The following is a 15,710-nucleotide window of genomic DNA, read 5'->3' on the forward strand; positions in this document are numbered from 1 at the left end:
AGGGTAGAAAAAAATGTCAGGATAATTACAATAACCGCTTGTTTTTGATGACTTGATGGTCGCCATGTCTGCGTTAGATCCGGTATTTGATACCTCATTTCATAGCCGCCTGCTGCATCCCAAATGGTGGGGCAGCTGGTTCGCACTGGGCCTGCTCTCCCTGCTGGCATTTACTCCTGCGAGGTTGCGGGATCGCTTTGCCGATCTGGTCTCACCGACCCTGCTGCGTTTTTCGAAAAAGCAGGCCTATATTGCCGATACCAACCTCAAGATCTGCTTTCCAACGCTGGATGCCGCCGCACGTCAGGCGCTGCTGCTCAAATCGATCCGGGTCGGGCTCAAGACCTTTATGGGCTTTGGCGAGCTCAGTTGGCGCAGCAAGGCGCGCCTGACCCGCCGCGTCAAGGTGAGCGGCTGGGAGCATGTGCAAGCGGAGCAAGCTGCGGGCCGTCCGGTGATCCTGGTGGTGCCTCATACCTGGGCGGTCGACATGATTGGCCGCTACTTCTCCATGATGGGCATCGAGATGTGCACCATGATGAAGAGCCCGAAAGATCAGGTTTTTGACTGGTACATCAACCGCGAGCGGGCCAAAGGGGGCAAGGTCTATGAGCGCAGTGTCGGTATCAAGCCGGCGATCAAGTCGATCCGCGCTGGCGCCAGTTTTTTTTATCTGCCGGATCAGGATCACGGCCGTGAGGCGAGCGTGTTTGTTCCCTTCTTCGGTCGTCCCAAAGCAACCCTGCCAGCGTTGCCCAAGCTGGTGAAACTGACTGGTGCCAGAGCCGTGCCCATCTTCGCCAGCTATGACGAGGATGAGGGATGCTATCTGCTGGAGATCGAGCCGCCGTTTGACCCTTATCCCACCGCCGATCTGCTGGCAGACGTCAACGCCATGAACCGGGTGGTGGAGATGCAGGTGGCGCGCCATCCCGAGCAGTACATGTGGTTTCTCAAGATCTTTGAAACCCTGGAGCATCAGGAGGGGGATGACGGACTCTATGAAGCGGGGATCCAGCGTATTCGTCAGGGCTTGCCGCCCGAACCTTGAAAATTGGCCCGCATGCGGGCCAATTTTGTTGGCAGAGGAGCCTTTCGTATTTGGTCTGTTGCGGGTGGTTTTTAAGGCGAACGGGTGGACAAAAACAGCGCAAACAGAGGATAACAGGGTGTCTTATGACAGGGAGAGGCAAGTGAGCGTGCGCGGAGCTATCTTCGAGAGCGGAAATAGGGTAAAAGGGCGGCCATGAAAATTCCAAATCGAATCCAACCCCTGGTGGATGACGGCCTGGTCGATGACGTCATCAGCCGGCTGATGAGCGGCAAAGAGGCCGACGTCTATGTGGTGCGCTGCGGCGACGAGATCCGCTGCGCCAAAGTCTATAAAGAAGCGTCCAAGCGCAGCTTCAAGCAGGCCGTGGTCTATCAGGAAGGCCGCAAGGTGCGCGGCAGTCGCGATGCTCGCGCCATGGAGAAGGGCTCCAAGTACGGCCGCAAACAGCATGAAGAGGTGTGGCAGAACACCGAGGTCGACGCCCTGTTCAAGCTGGCGGCGGCCGGTGTGCGGGTGCCGCAGCCCTATGTCTGCCTCGATGGCGTCCTCTTGATGGAACTTATCACCGATGAGGATGGCAATGTCGCGCCGCGCCTCAACGATGTGGCGCTTACCCCCGAGCAGGCGGTCATCGACCATGCCAAGGTGATCCGTTACGTGGTGAGGATGCTCTGCGCCGGTCTTATCCACGGCGATCTCTCCGAGTTCAATGTGCTGGTGGATGAACAGGGCCCCGTCATTATCGACCTGCCCCAGGTGGTGGATGCCGCCGCCAACAACCAGGCCAAGGCGATGCTGGAGCGGGACGTCAACAACATGCGCAACTACTACGGCATGTATGCCCCCGAGCTGCTCAAGACCCGCTACGCCCGGGAGATGTGGGCCCTGTATGAAGATGGCAAACTGACCCCCGACAGCGAGTTGACCGGCTTGTTCGAGGAGAGCCGCGAGCAGGTGGATCTCGATTCTGTATTGCACGAGATCGAGAGCGCCCAGGAGGAGGCACTGGCTCGTCAGGCCAGGATGAAGGCCGAAGAGGAAGACAGCTACTGATCTTGTTGGTGGCCGTGGTCAATGGAAAAAGAGCGCCTAGTGGTGCTCTTTTTTATTGTCTGCCGCACAGCCCTGGCCTCTTGGCCGGGGCCAGCCGGTAAAACCGGACCCAGCAGAGATCGCCGGTATGATAGCGGCGATCCAGCCATTGTCCATCTGCAGCTTCAATGACCTTGAGCGAGGCGGGATTTGTCTTGTCACAGCTGATGAGCACAGGTTCGCTGAGCACATGGCGCTGCACTCAACCGAGCAGGATGCGGGCGGCACCTTCACCCCGGCGGGTGGGATGGTCTCGTAATCGATATAGCCAAGCCACTGGTGGGTGGCTTGGCTTGTCGCCGTGGCGCAGGCGCAAGGTGGCGAGGAGCGCTTCCCCTTCGAGGGCAAAATAGGTGGTGGTCGGTAGGTAGCCCGGCGGCAGATGCAGGCCATTGGCATGGGCGAGCAACTCCTGCAGCCACTGAGTCGAGCCGAATTGCGCCACCTGATAGAGCGGCAACCCGGCGGCGCCACATTCGGCCTCGTAGCGGCGGTAGGCGGGGGCGTCGGTCAGCCGAGCGGCCCGGCACTCGATGAGGGGTTGCATCAGGTCTGGGTGGCCAGAGGCCACAGCGGCCAGGGTTCGCTGTGGTGTGGCTCCTGGATGCAGGCGCGCTGGCGGCCAGCCTGTTTGGCGGCATAGAGTGCCCGATCCGCGCGCGAATAGGCCTGCTCAAAGCTCTCGCCCTGCTGCAGCGAAGTGAGCCCTATGCTGAGGCTGATGGGGCCACCGGCCAGCGACCGAGTGGCGTCTGCGACCCGCTGCTGCAGGGTCTGGCAGCAGGCCGGCAGCGTTTGCGAAGTCTCCATCACCAGCAGCGCCAGCTCGTCGCCGCCAAGGCGCCCGGCTAGCCCCGCCGTCGGCAGGCTCTCCCGGATCACCCGTCCCACCGCCCGCAGCATGGCGTCGCCAGCGGGATGACCGTGGCGGTCATTGATCTGCTTGAAGTTGTCCAGATCGATCAGCAGCAGCTGGCCGGGGCTAGCCATCTCGCGGGCACGCAGGGCCACCTGGTGTTCGAAATAGTGTCTGCTGTCCAGTCCGGTCAGGGCATCCAGGTTGGCGCGCCGCTCCAGCTCGCGCTGGGTGGCGAGCAGCGCCTGCTGCTGACGGGTGTGCACCAGGCTCAGCAAAATGAAGCTGCGGGCAATGGTAAAGAGCAGGCTGAGCAGGATCACCGGGCCGAGCAGGGGATCGGTCAGGCTGGAGGCAGCCGACTCAGGCCACCACTGATGCTTGGCCATCCTGATCAGTTGCAGGGCCAGTTGCAGCGCAAGCAGCAAGATGGCAAAGCGCAGCACCCGGTAGGCGGGGGCCAACCGCTGATAGCGCCAGAGCTGCCACAGCAGCAGGCACATTTGCAGCGAGATGGCCCCGGATAGCACCACGATCCGGCTGTGTATGTCATCCTGCGGTAGCTGTGTGGCGGTGACAGCGAATAGCAGGAAGCCGGCGAGGGCAAGGAGCGGGCAGAGCCAGCCGAAACGGTCGGCCTCGCGCCGGAAGAAGTGGCGCAGCCCCCGCTCATAGAGTAGCGGGGTGGCGATGATCAGCAGATTGGTAAGCAGGATATTGGCAAGGGAGATCTCTCCCGTAAGGGGTCGCAGCAGCAGGCAGCCAAAGGCGGCGGCGATGGCCAGTTCGCTGGCCGACCAGTAGAGCAGGGAGCGCAGCTGTCGCTGGGTATGCCACAGGTAGGCGAAAATGGCCGCGACCCCTATGTGCGACAGGCTGACGAACAGCACCAGACTCAGCAACTGGGCCGAGGAAAACAGACTCTGCATCAAGGGTTTGGGCTCTTCCTGCCGGGAACGGCGCAGCGACCTCAGGGCCGGGTGACTGGGCCGGATCACAGCATGAATTGCGCCGTTGAGCAATGGTTCAAGTGATCCGGGCACGATCGCAGCAACAACCGCCACAAGAGGGCTGCTGACTCGATTAATCAGGGGCGGGGCATGACGCCGGAGCGTTTATGCTTCCCACACTCTTGGGTCAGTCAATAATGACCGGCAGCCGCATGACGTTGGCCTCCCGACCGAGGTGGGCCAGCAGGCGGCGCACATCGTCGAGGCGGATGATCAGAGTAGCGGTGTTGACCAGCGGATGGCACTGCACCTGTTCGGCCTGCCAGATGGCCTCGTCCACCACCAGCTCTACCGCTTTTTCCCTGTCGCGCACCATGGCGAGCAGGGTCACCGAGCCCGGGGTAAGGCCGAGCACCGCATCGAGCCGCTCGGGGGAGCCAAAGCTCAGCCGCTTGACGCCGAGCATGACCGCCAGCTCCTTGAGATCGACCCGGCGCTCCTCCGGACTCACCACCAGAAACAGCCGCTCGCTTTTCGGATCGCGCAAAAAGAGGTTCTTGGTCTTGGCTGCGGGCAGGTCGGGCAGCAACTTGCTCGCCTCCTCACAGGTAAACACTGGGGGATGGTCAAAGCGCTGGTAGGGGATAGCCAGCTGATCCAGCAGGGAATAGATTGCCACATAGACTCCTTTTGTCGGCGAAGAGTGGTCAGAACGGGATGGGCGGGAATAACGACCGGATCGAGCTTACCAGTTTGACCCCCGCCTCGCAGCCAGCGTGACGATTGCGAGCAGGCACTGTATGAACGTACAATAGTCCCATTCTCGGACAGCCCCTTTACGCTTCATGACTGCAACCCAGCCCACCGTACCCGCCACTCCGCCGCTCGACGGTTTTATCCTGACCCGCCACGGTCGGGACGTGCGCGGCCGCAACGGGCAGGCAGCCACCACCGAAATCGTGATGTGGCTCTGGAGCGCGCAGGGGCCGGTACGGGTGGTGGTGCCGGGACAGGAGCCGGTGTTCTTCCTGCCGCAGAGCCATATGGCAGAAGCCGCCGAGCTGTTCAAGGGGGCCGGGGTGAGCGGGCGGTTTCGCCGCCTGCCAATGCACACCTTCGACGGTCGCCCTGTGGTGGGCTGCTATTTCGCCACCCTGAGCGCCTTTCACCGCGCCATCGAGCTGCTGCTTATTCGCGGGCTGGAGCACTTTGAGGCGGATATCCGGCTGCCGGAGCGGTTTCTGATGGAGCGTTTCATCACAGCTGGTGTGCGTTTCGATGGCCGGGCGGTGAAGAAGGGAGGCAAGCAGGGCTACTGGGAGGTCAACGAGGCGCGCTGCGCGCCGCAGGCGGTGACGCCAACCCTCTCCTGGGTGTCCCTCGACGTGGAGTGCGCCATGGACGGTGCCCTCTTCTCGGTCGGCCTTTACAGCGAACAGGATGCGCGGGTCATCATGATCGGCACCTCGGAGGCGGATGCTGAGAGCTGGGGCACCCAGGTCCAGTGGGTAGAGGACGAGAGCGCCCTGCTGAGTGCGCTGGAGAGCTGGTTCAGCCAGCATGACCCCGATCTGGTGATTGGCTGGAACGTGGTCAATTTTGACTTTCGCCTGCTGCTGCGCCGCGCCGAGCTTAACAAGCGGCGGCTGCGGCTCGGGCGGGGTCGTGAGCTCTGCTTCTGGCGCTCGTCACGGGGCGATCCCCAGACCGGCAACGTCATCATTCCCGGGCGCATGGTGCTCGACGGCATCGATACCCTGAAAAGCGCCACCTGGCAGTTTGCCAGCTACAGCCTGGATGCGGTGGCGAGCGAACTGCTTGGCCGTGGCAAGGATATCGAGGATGTGGCCAATCGGGGGGAGAAGATCACCGAGCTGTTCCACTCCGACAAGGAGGCGCTGGCTCGCTACAACCTGGAAGATTGCAAGCTGGTGTGGGAGATCTTCGACTACTGCCACCTCATCCCTTTTGCCATCGAGCGCGCCTCCCTCACTGGTCTTGAGCTGGACAGAGTAGGGGGCTCGGTGGCGGCCTTTACCAACCTCTATCTGCCGCGGCTCCATCGTGGCGGCTACGTGGCCCCCAATTTGCCGGCCGACGGTGGGCTGGCGAGCCCCGGCGGCTATGTGATGGACTCCAAACCCGGTCTCTATCGCCATGTGCTGGTGCTCGATTTCAAGAGCCTCTATCCCAGCATCATCCGCACCTTCTGCATCGATCCCATGGGACTCATCGAGGGGTTGCAACACCCCGACCACGCCATTCTAGGTTTTCGCGGCGCCATGTTCTCCCGCGAGCGGCACTTTTTGCCGGATCTCATCGCCACCCTGTGGGCGGCGAGGGACAGAGCCAAGGCTGCCAGCAACAAGGCACTCTCCCAGGCCATCAAGATCATCATGAACTCCTTCTACGGGGTGCTGGGGTCGGGGGGCTGCCGTTTCTATGATCCGCGACTTGCCTCGTCAATTACCTTGCGTGGTCACAGCATCATGCAGCAGACCCGCGAGTGGATTGAGGCGAAGGGGTTCGAGGTGATCTATGGTGACACCGACTCCACTTTTGTCCATCTGGGGCGCGAGACCAGCCCGGATGAGGCGGACGAGATTGGCCAGCGACTGGCGCAAATGATCAACGATAACTGGGCTGCACTGATCAGGCGAGAGTTCGACCTGCCGAGTTATCTCGAGATCCAGTACGAGACCCACTATCGCCGCTTTCTGATGCCCACCATCCGCGGGCTGGAGAAGGGCAGCAAGAAGCGCTATGCGGGGCTGGTTGGCAAGGCCAGTGAGGGGAGTGAACAGCTGGTGTTCAAGGGGCTCGAATCGGTGCGCACCGACTGGACCATGCTGGCCAAGCAGTTTCAGACCCGCCTCTACGAGCTGGTGTTTCACGATGAAGATCCCAGCGGCTATGTGCGCACCATGGTGGATGAGACCCGCGCCGGTCGTCACGACGATCTGCTTATCTACCGCAAACGGCTGCGCCAGAAGCTCGAAGAGTATCAGAAGAATGTGCCGCCCCATGTGCGTGCGGCGCGGCTGGCCGATGAGGAGAACCTGCGCCGCGGGCTGCCCCAGCGCTATCAGCATCGGGGCGCCATCGCCTATCTGATGACCCTCAATGGCCCCGAGCCGCTGGAGTACCGGCGCAGCGCCATCGATTACGAGCACTATATCGACAAGCAGTTGCGGCCCATTGCCGATGCCATCCTGCCCTTTATCGGCGAGTCGTTCGACCGGATCTGTGGTCAGCAGCTGGATCTTTTCTGATTGGTGCAAGTTGGCACTTTACTTCCCATGAATACTGGATAAAAATACAGTTATAAATCATGGAGAAGTTTCCTATGCGTCTTGAAATCATCATCGACAGAAAACATCAGATCCCGACCTCGACCATGGAGGCGCTGCGTCAGGAGCTGCTCAAGCAGCTTGGCGAAAAATTTCCCGACATCCATGTGCGGGTCGCGCCGGGCAGTACCATGGCCCTGACCGTCAGCCGTGCCAGCAAGGAAGACAAAGAGCTGGCCGAAGCTATGGTGCAGGAGGTGTGGGAGAACGCCGACAGCTGGATGCCGGAAGAGAACGTCGCATCCTGATCCCCATGGTCAGTGGATAATTCTGGGCGGTGGATAAATGGGCTGCGGATAAACGGGCATGCCTGCTAATGCACTGCTGATACCCATACAACAAAAAACGCAGCCAGGTGGCTGCGTTTTTTGTTGGTGGTGAGTCGCAGTGGCTTGTCTGGCTCTGGGTTGAGCCATGCCGTTACAGTCCCGCCCAGCTTTTCAGGCTCTGCTGCTGCACCCGGCGGTTGGCTTCGCGGATCTCCCCTTTGGCGCGCAGGTCGGCCAGCGCAATGGGCAGTGCGGCGCGGATCTCGGCACTGCTCATTCCGGCTTTGAGGGCCGGGTGATAGGCCATCTTGAGCAGCACATAGTCCAGCCCGGTCAAAAAGCTGTCGATGCTGTTGTCATTGAAGATGGAGGGAAACACCTTGTCCGAGTCGTTGGGCAGACCCATCACCTGGGTGAACTCCTCCACCACGCAGTCGAGAAAACGCCCCTTGGCTCTGCTGTAGTCTACCGGAATGATGATGGTGGCACGGCTGATCTCGTGTTTCGCATTGGTTGCGAAGTTGGCAAGGCAGAGCCCCTCCTTGAGCGCCATCTTGACCGATGGATCCCCCCCCATGGTGCGGTTGGCCCAGCTCTTCATCTTGCTGTAGTCGGTCATGATGAGGGTGAGGTTGGGCTTTGCGGTCACCATGCTGATGGGGTGGCCGGTGATGCGGGCCAGATGGGCCGCCTGTACCTTCACTACGTCGGCCTGCAGCGGCTTGTCACCCGATTCGTTGATAAGTTGCAGCCGGATCGGCTGCTGCCAGCGGGCAAAACGGGTCTGCCTGGCTTCGCCATACTCCCGCTCCATGGCGATGGCCATAAAGCTCTCGACCAGATAGCTGTCGCTCTGCCAGCGCTCATCGGCCAGGGCGCTGTGGCCCGCGAGCAGAAGCAGCAGCGCCAGCAGCCCGCGTGACGCGCGGCGGGGATAGGCAGCGCAGCCCAAGTTGGCCATTACCAAAGTGGCAATAAAGCGGGTGGCACCAAAGGGGATGGCGGCAAATGACATGTTTCCTCCCTGAAACGGTTGTCAGCCTAGCGGTTGGCCTTGTCGATATCACGCCAGGTGAGCCAGAGTCTGAGATCAAACTCCAGTTGATGATAGTCGGGCTCCATGTGCTGGCAGAGCTGGTAGAAGCTCTTGTTGTGATCCTTCTCTTTGATATGGGCCAGCTCGTGCACCACGATCATTTTCAGGAACGGGGGCGGCGCCTCCTTGAACAGGGCGGCGATGCGGATCTCGTTCTTGGCCTTGAGCTTGCTGCCCTGTACCCGGCTGACGTAGGTGTGCAGGCCGAGGGCATCCTTGATCACGTTGATCTTGCCATCGAACACCACCTTTGACAGGGGCGCCGAGCTCTTGAGGTAGCGGTTCTTCAGCTCCATGGTGTAGGCAAGCAGCGCCTTGTCGCTCTGGATCTGGTGGCTTTCCGGATAGCGTTTGGCCAGCATCTCCCCCAGCTTGCCCGCCGCAATCAGCTGCTGTACCTGTGCCTTGAGGGGGTCTGGATAGCCGCCCAGATAAGTCAGTTCCGCCATGGTGTCACTCGTTACATCAAAAAGAGCGTCATTGTAGTTATCTCGGGCGGGCTTGCCTACTGCGGGCCGCCGCTGCAAGGCGATCTGGCGCAATAAAAAGGGCGGCCATTGCAACAATGGCCGCCCTGCGGGGCGTATTGACGATCAGCGTCGGCGATAGAGACCCGGATCCACCTCTTCGTAGTGGCTGGTCAGGTATTGATAAAAGGCGAGATGGGAAGGGGAGCTCGGCTTTTTCAGCTCCTCGCTCACCCGATCCGGCTTGGCGATGATGAACTTCGGATTCTGGCGCTGGATATCGGCCAGCACCCGCTCGCGCACGTCATAGGGCGGATTGACGTTGGCAAAGAAGAGATAGGCGGACGCTGGCTGGCGATCGGTCCAGAGATAATATTGCGGCTGGATGCCATCGACCCAGATCTTGTCGCTCGGGACTGTCTCGGCCTTGATGCGATCGACCCGTACCTGCGCCGCCGGATTGAAGGGGCGACCCTTGAGGGTCCCTTCCCAGGCGTTGTTGATCATCAGCAGCAGCATGGCCAGCGTCGCCAGCCAGGGGGTGGCACTGCGCACATCCCAGGCTCGCCAGAGGGGGATGAGGATCAGCACCGGCAGCGCCCACAGCAGGCTGGTGCCGAGCACCTCGTTGACCCGCTCGAGGGACCACTCCTTGGTGCTCCAGCCAAAACCGAGCTGCTGGGCCAGCAGCCAGCTGGCGGTGAGCACCACCAGCGAGATGCAGAGCAGCCCGATGGCATCTGCCTGCTGTTCGCTGCGATCCAGCAATACCGCCAGCGGCAGCACTGCCAGTTGCAGATAGAGCACGTCGTAGTGATCGAACACATGGCCGGAGACCGAGTTGGCGATCAGGGTAAACAGCACCCCAAACAGGGTTGCCAGCAGGGCGGGCAGATACCACTCCTGACGGCGGCTCAGCATCAGAATGATGAAGGCGGGCAGCAGCATCACAAGGCCGGTGCGCAGCAGGCCGACGGCGCCCACCATGGGGGAGAAGCCATTGCCGTAGCTCCCTTCGAAGAAGATGTCGAAGGCGTAGTATTTGAAGGCCGCCAGCAGATCATGCTGCTGGAAGTAGGCGTAAAGCGGGCCGCCAATCAGCGCCAGCCCCAGCAGGCTGGAGATGAGCAGCAAGATGGCATCACGCCACTTCTCATGCAGACACCAGTGGCAGAACAGCACCAGATACCAGGCTCCCCAGAAGGCGCCGTTGTTGGTGCGCATCCAGGCGACGATGGCGAAGGTGAGGGCCGCCACCAGCGCCGGCCACCAGCGAAATCCCTTGTCCAGCAGCAGGGTGATGAAGGCCCACTGGGCGATGAGGGCGAGGTGGAAGGTCCAGTCCTCAGTCATGTTGCCGTAGTAGTAACGGGTGCCGTAGAGAGCCAGCACCGCCAGCATGGCGCCAAGGCGCGCCTTGAACGAGAGTCCGAGCTGGGCAAAGGCCTGCCAGCTGGCCAGCAATCCGAGCCAGCAGAGCACCCACTCCAGTGTCCAGATCCCGACAAATCCCCCCATTCGATAGCCCAGTGCGTCGAGAGCGAAGATCATCGGCCCCTTGATGTCGATCATGTCGCGATAGAGCACCCCCCCTTCGCTCCACATCTTGCCCATCACCGCGAACAGCGAGGCATCAAACCCCGGCGCCATGGCGTGGAAGAGCGGGTTGCGCAGACAGAAGAGCAGCGCCAGCAAGGCGGTCAGCAGCACAATGGCTGGCTTGATACCCGGGTTGACGCGAGGGGGAGTGAAACGGATGGAGTGATTCATGAAGTCGCCTGTTCCTGCAGCTGGTCTTGAAAGCGGGCCTATCTTGCCGAGCTAGTGAGTGCGATGCAATGGGGCAGGCCCGTGTGGGGAAAATATTCTCGAAAAAGCCCGGTTCTTGCAGGGAACCGGGCGCTGGCTGCGGCAATATTGGCCGTCAGGGGGATGTGGCGAAGCCAGCCATTCCCCCTCTGCATCAATGGATGTACTCAAGCAGGGGGGGCTGCGCTTCCAGTGTCGGCAGGTGACGGGCCCAGCGGATAAAAGCGTCGGCCAGGGTGATGCCGAGCTCCTGATTGTGCTGGGTCAGGGTGCGCGCCAGTGCGGTGTAACCCTCCTTGCCGGAGGCGGTATAGGCGCTCGACACCCCGCGATAGACCTGTGCGGCATTGACCGCTTGCCACTGGCCGGGGGCGGCTTCCCACTCCAGTCGGGTGATGCGCTGGCCCTTGGGCCGATCGGCCTGATAGGTGAATCGCACCCCTGCGGTGTAGGGGAAGCTGCCGTTGCCATTGCCGACCACGCCGTTGTTGGTGGCGTTGTCGATGGCATTCTCCAGCGCCTCCGCCAACTCGTGACCGTGCACCCGATAGAGGGTGAGGGGAATGGCAAACGGCAGCAGGCGACCGGCGATATCCGCTTCGCTCAGGGGGCCCGGCTCCAGCGAGCAGCGCACGCCGCCAGCATTGTGCAGGGCAAAGTCCACCTCGCCTACCTGTTCACGGGCAGCGGTCAGCATGGCGCGGGCCACCAGCGGGGCGAGCTGGCTGCCGTGCGGCAGGGTGGCATCCGGCAGCCGCTGATGGGGCAGTGGCGCCGCCAGTCGGGTGACGATGCGCTGGCTCATGGTTTCAATCTCAGGCCGATAGCGTTTGGCCAGATGTTTTTCAAGCTGTGCATCCGGCTCGCAGAAGGTGAGCCCGGCGGGTGGGGTGGAGGCAAATGGCCAGGGCTGCCAGGGGAGCCACTCCAGCTGCCCCTGACTCTGCACGACGCGGCCCGCCTCATCGAAGGTGAGCTCGCAGACACCGAGGCAGAGGGCGCTGTGGCCAGCGTGCAAAATAGCCACCCCGTTGTTCATCAGCGGATAACTGCCTTCGCTTGGCAGACCCAGCGGCGCGAGATCGCCGAGCAGGCTATGGGTATGGCCGCCGATGATGAGGCTGAGCTCGGGGAAGCGCTCGGCCAGCAGCTTGTCCTGATCCAGCCCGAGGTGGCTCAGCAGCACGATATGCTGGATCCCTTCGCGCTTGATCTCCTGCAACACCCTGGTGAGGGTGTCGGCGACCGCGTGGAAACGGGTGTGGGGATCCGGGTTGGCGATGGCAGCCATCTGGGCGAGGGTGATGCCGAGCAGCGCAAAGGGAACCCCGTCGATCATCTGACGATGCCAGGGCTGATGGGCGTCGTAGAGATGGGGAATATCCCACAGCCCAAGCGGCGTGTCGGCAGGCTCCTGACTGTTATCCAGATTGGCGGCCAGCACCGGAAAATCGAGCTGGCGCAAGAACTCCACCAGCGGGCCGTTGCCCAGATCGAACTCATGGTTGCCAAGTACCATGGCATCGGGGGCCAGCATGGCGAGCAGGTCGGCGTTGGCGCGCCCTTTGAAGCGGTTGAAATAGAGCGAGCCCTGAAAGGAGTCGCCACCGTGCAGAAACAGAAAACGCTGGCCGGCAGCTGCGGCTTTTGCACGCAGTTGGGTCAGTCGGGTCAGGATCCGGGCATAACCGCCGCACTGGGTGCGCCACTGGCCTTCACCGATAGGGGAGAAGCTCATGGGCGCGCCATCGAAGTGGGAGTGGCAATCACTGAAATGGGCAAGTTGAACCGTAATACTCATCTCGGTCCTCCTTAGGGGGAAAATGAGCACCGAGTCTACTGCAAAGGGGGGGGAGGATACCAGCCCGGCAGGGTGCCGGGCTGGTCAGCGATCAGGCGGGTACCATGATCTGGGTGGCGACGATCACCACCAGCAGGCCGACGGCGACCGGCATACTGGTGCGCTTGACCACCTCAAACGGCGAGAGCTTGCCCATCCCCGCACAGGCGACCACCACCCCGGAGACCGGCGAAATGGTGCGACCCAGGTTGGAGGCTTGCAGCATCGGGATCACCAGATAGGCCGGGTTGATGCCAAGGCTGCTGGCCAGGTTGGGGATCAGCTCCACGAAGGCGTAGAAGGGGGCATTGCCCGAGCCGGTGGTGAAGGCGGCCAGGGTGGTGATCACCACCAGTGACAGCATCATGATCAGGCCGCCGGAACCGAGATCCTGCGCGTGAGCAAGCAGGGTGTCGATAAAGCCGATGGTCATCAGACCCTGGGCGAAGACGCCAGCACCGACCAGCAGCATGACCACACCGGCAAAGGCATCAGCCATGTTGCGCCAGCAGACCTGCAGACCGTCCAGCAGCTCCTTGCCATTGCGGATCCGCACGAGCTCCAGCAGGCTGGCCAGCACCATGCACATGACGATGATGGTGACGATATCCAGCTGCGGACCCCATTTGCCGTCAAATACCAGCACCCCGATGATGGGGGTAAAGGGCAGGATGGCGTAGAAGGCAGGCGCAGTCGTCACCAGGTCACCCGGGGCGACCGGCTCGTTGTGCTCACCGGATTTTTGATCAAGGTAGCGCTGCCAGAAGAAGTGGGTCACCGCCATACAGGCGATCGCCACCAGCGAGATGGGCAGGGTCAGCTTGAAGGCAAAATCCAGCAGCGGCATGTTGGCTGCCTGGGCGGCCATCACCACGTCCCCTGAGGTCGGTGACAGAATGATAGCGGCTGGCGAGGCGCACACGGCCGCAGCCGCGCCACGGGAGATCCCCATGTTGACCATCAGCGGGAACAGGGTGGCCATCAACAGCACGCCGAGGCCGGTAGCGGAGCTGACCGCCAGCGACATGGCGCAGGCCACCAGATAGGCAGCCACCAGCAGGATATAGGGGGACTTGATGATGCCGAGCGGTTTGCTGGCCAGCTTGACCAGAATGGTGTTGGCGCCGATATGGCTCATGTAGCCGGCGAAGCCGCACAGCACCATGATCAGCATCCCCAGTCCACCGCCACGGTCATTGAGCAGGAAGCGGACGTATTCGAAGATATCGGTTGCGATATAGCCGGTGCTGACCACTTTGCTCGGCAGTACCGGCTTGCCCATCATGGCGGTGATGACCAGCAGCAGCAAGCCGCCGCTCAGCAGCACCCCGGTCGCGGAGTATCCTTTGAAAATGGCACGGCCCACCACCAGGGTGACCAGGGTGCCAACAATGAGTTCCAGCATATGTTGCCTTCTGATTGGATGAGAGTGGAAGGAGTCTATTCCGATAGGGGTAGAGTGGCGACTGGAAACAGGATGTTGTGTGAGCTAAATCAACGTTTAACCCCATGAACAGAATTAAAGAAAGGTAAAGGTACTTTACCCAGCGGGTTTGGCTACCTACCCTTGCCAGCCTTGGTTGTCTTTTGAGGCTTTTATATGGTAATTGGTGATTTTTCAGGCATTAAACGCTCTCTTTTCCTGCTCGCGATGCTATTTTCACCTACTTGCGTGTTTGCGGTAACCAATGACGGTTTTCATCAAACCGGTCCTCATCAGGCGGTCGCCATGCGGCGTCTCATGGCTCCTCACTCTTACGGCGTACTGGTGGCTGCCGAGGGGAACAGACCCCGTTTTGCCGCGCTGGCATCCAAAACCACCGAAGCAAACTGCCTGGCCCGTCATGCCATCCGGGTAGATGGGGTCGCGTTGCTGGTCACCCCGAGATTTTATGCCAAAGAGGGAAAACGGGGACTTTGCGAGCTGTGGCTCAATGAGGGGGCAGATCAGGACTTTTTTGCCAACCGTCTTAAAAATGATCATTTCATTCAGATAGATGGTCATGACATCAATGTGAAAAACTATCACCTCGACTGGCAGCGCATCAGTCGTCCTGCTCAATAAAAATACAGTTTCATCCTTGTGCCATACTTTGCTCACGCAACCTGTGAGCTTGCTCTGATTTCTGGGCTCATCATTGTATTGCGCCGCCTCTTGGTCACACATAGGCTATACCCGTCATCTGTGTGGCGGTGGGTTTCACCAAGGTTGGTACTCCGCCCGTGCAATCAAGGAAGGTAGTCTGGCATGGTCAGCAAGGTTTATGGAGTAGTGGGGAGCGTGCTATTGCTGTTGCCCCTGATGAGTCAGGCTCAGCCGAGCCGGCCGCAAGTGGTGCCAGAGTCCCGCATCAATGTCCGTTTTTATGAGGTAAGTGCTGCCCAGCCAGATCAACTGGCACGCGCCATTGCTCAGAGTGCCCCCAAGGTGAATGGCAAGCCTGTGCTCGGCAAGGCGAGTTATCAGGTGGACTGGCAGCTGGAAACCGACCAGTTGCCGGGGCGCTGCCAGCTCAAACGGGTAACGGTAACGACTCATGCCACTGTATTGTTGCCCCGCTGGCGTCAGAGTTCGGAGGGGAGTGACCCTGCTCGCCAGCGCTGGGGTCGGCTGCTCTCCAGCATGTTTGACTATGAATCCCGTTTCAAAGAGATGGTGCTGCAAGGCGGAAATCAGGTGGGTGGCGCTATTGCTGGGCTACCCGGACATGCAGATTGCCAGGCGTTGCGGTATGCCGCGTGGGCTGCTGGCAGTGGCGAATTGAACAAGGTGAAGGCACGGGTAGACGATTTCCAGCGTCAGACGGGTTATGGCGAACAGCTCGGGGTGCATTGGCCCAAGTGAGCGCTATAGAGGGTCCGATATCCTGCCAACACGCCTCTTTATCGAATGATTTGATAAATAGAATGGCCGCCCGATGAGCGGC

At 60.9% G+C, this 15,710-nt stretch carries 14 protein-coding genes; 6 read left to right on the plus strand and 8 right to left on the minus strand.

The features are described 5' to 3' along the window. The first annotated feature begins 55 nt into the window (after window positions 1-55). Window positions 56-1,051, plus strand: coding sequence for a lauroyl-Kdo(2)-lipid IV(A) myristoyltransferase (locus G5221_RS00075; protein ID WP_216978871.1), 996 nt, complete (start codon window positions 56-58; stop codon window positions 1,049-1,051). Window positions 1,052-1,246: 195 nt separating this feature from the next. Then, the gene (locus G5221_RS00080) at window positions 1,247-2,107 is read left to right on the plus strand and encodes a PA4780 family RIO1-like protein kinase (protein WP_216978870.1); all 861 of its coding nucleotides are present in this window, start codon (window positions 1,247-1,249) and stop codon (window positions 2,105-2,107) included. Between the two features lie 241 nt (window positions 2,108-2,348). Here the strand turns inward: G5221_RS00080 and G5221_RS00085 are convergent, their stop codons facing one another. From G5221_RS00085 to G5221_RS00095, 3 genes are all read right to left on the minus strand, one after another. Then, window positions 2,349-2,693, minus strand: coding sequence for a hypothetical protein (locus tag G5221_RS00085; protein ID WP_421207272.1), 345 nt, complete (start codon window positions 2,691-2,693; stop codon window positions 2,349-2,351). Further along, window positions 2,693-3,931, minus strand: coding sequence for a GGDEF domain-containing protein (locus tag G5221_RS00090; RefSeq protein WP_219296629.1), 1,239 nt, complete (start codon window positions 3,929-3,931; stop codon window positions 2,693-2,695). Before G5221_RS00090 ends, G5221_RS00085 begins: the two co-directional genes overlap by 1 nt. Before the next feature lie 208 nt (window positions 3,932-4,139). Next, on the minus strand, window positions 4,140-4,631 hold the full coding sequence (locus G5221_RS00095; RefSeq protein WP_216978868.1) for a prolyl-tRNA synthetase associated domain-containing protein: 492 nt from the start codon (window positions 4,629-4,631) through the stop codon (window positions 4,140-4,142). A 166-nt stretch (window positions 4,632-4,797) separates the two neighbouring features. Here G5221_RS00095 and G5221_RS00100 point away from each other — a divergent pair, with 166 nt between their 5' ends. Together G5221_RS00100 and G5221_RS00105 are read left to right on the plus strand one after the other, a co-directional pair. Further along, window positions 4,798-7,224 (plus strand): DNA polymerase II, encoded by a 2,427-nt coding sequence (locus G5221_RS00100; RefSeq protein WP_421249972.1) that lies wholly within the window; start codon window positions 4,798-4,800, stop codon window positions 7,222-7,224. A gap of 74 nt (window positions 7,225-7,298) precedes the next feature. Next, complete coding sequence (locus G5221_RS00105) at window positions 7,299-7,550, plus strand: DinI family protein (RefSeq protein ID WP_129503940.1); 252 nt, start codon at window positions 7,299-7,301, stop codon at window positions 7,548-7,550. 172 nt (window positions 7,551-7,722) lie between these two features. On the opposite strand, the gene G5221_RS00110 is transcribed toward G5221_RS00105, so the two are convergent. The 5 genes from G5221_RS00110 to dcuC form a co-directional block, all read right to left on the minus strand. Next, window positions 7,723-8,586 carry a DUF2927 domain-containing protein gene (locus G5221_RS00110; protein ID WP_421223796.1) on the minus strand — a complete coding sequence of 288 codons (864 nt, stop codon included), beginning with the start codon at window positions 8,584-8,586 and terminating at the stop codon, window positions 7,723-7,725. 26 nt (window positions 8,587-8,612) lie between these two features. Continuing rightward, window positions 8,613-9,116 (minus strand): M48 family metallopeptidase, encoded by a 504-nt coding sequence (locus tag G5221_RS00115; RefSeq protein WP_005333421.1) that lies wholly within the window; start codon window positions 9,114-9,116, stop codon window positions 8,613-8,615. A 144-nt stretch (window positions 9,117-9,260) separates the two neighbouring features. Beyond that, window positions 9,261-10,904: a hypothetical protein gene (locus tag G5221_RS00120; RefSeq protein WP_421223797.1), complete on the minus strand. Its 1,644-nt coding sequence runs from the start codon at window positions 10,902-10,904 to the stop codon at window positions 9,261-9,263. A gap of 193 nt (window positions 10,905-11,097) precedes the next feature. Further along, window positions 11,098-12,744 (minus strand): bifunctional metallophosphatase/5'-nucleotidase, encoded by a 1,647-nt coding sequence (locus tag G5221_RS00125; protein ID WP_216978863.1) that lies wholly within the window; start codon window positions 12,742-12,744, stop codon window positions 11,098-11,100. A gap of 91 nt (window positions 12,745-12,835) precedes the next feature. Further along, window positions 12,836-14,188: an anaerobic C4-dicarboxylate transporter DcuC gene (gene dcuC / locus G5221_RS00130; RefSeq protein ID WP_421262570.1), complete on the minus strand. Its 1,353-nt coding sequence runs from the start codon at window positions 14,186-14,188 to the stop codon at window positions 12,836-12,838. Window positions 14,189-14,383: 195 nt separating this feature from the next. On the opposite strand from dcuC, the gene G5221_RS00135 reads away from it, so the two are divergent. Beyond that, window positions 14,384-14,848, plus strand: a complete 465-nt coding sequence (locus G5221_RS00135; protein ID WP_421262571.1) for a hypothetical protein — start codon at window positions 14,384-14,386, stop codon at window positions 14,846-14,848. 183 nt (window positions 14,849-15,031) lie between these two features. Next, window positions 15,032-15,628 (plus strand): DUF922 domain-containing protein, encoded by a 597-nt coding sequence (locus G5221_RS00140; RefSeq protein WP_216978862.1) that lies wholly within the window; start codon window positions 15,032-15,034, stop codon window positions 15,626-15,628. The last annotated feature ends 82 nt before the right edge of the window (window positions 15,629-15,710 follow it).

This window comes from Aeromonas sp. 602200 (assembly GCF_049173895.1).
GTDB lineage: Bacteria > Pseudomonadota > Gammaproteobacteria > Enterobacterales > Aeromonadaceae > Aeromonas > Aeromonas veronii_A.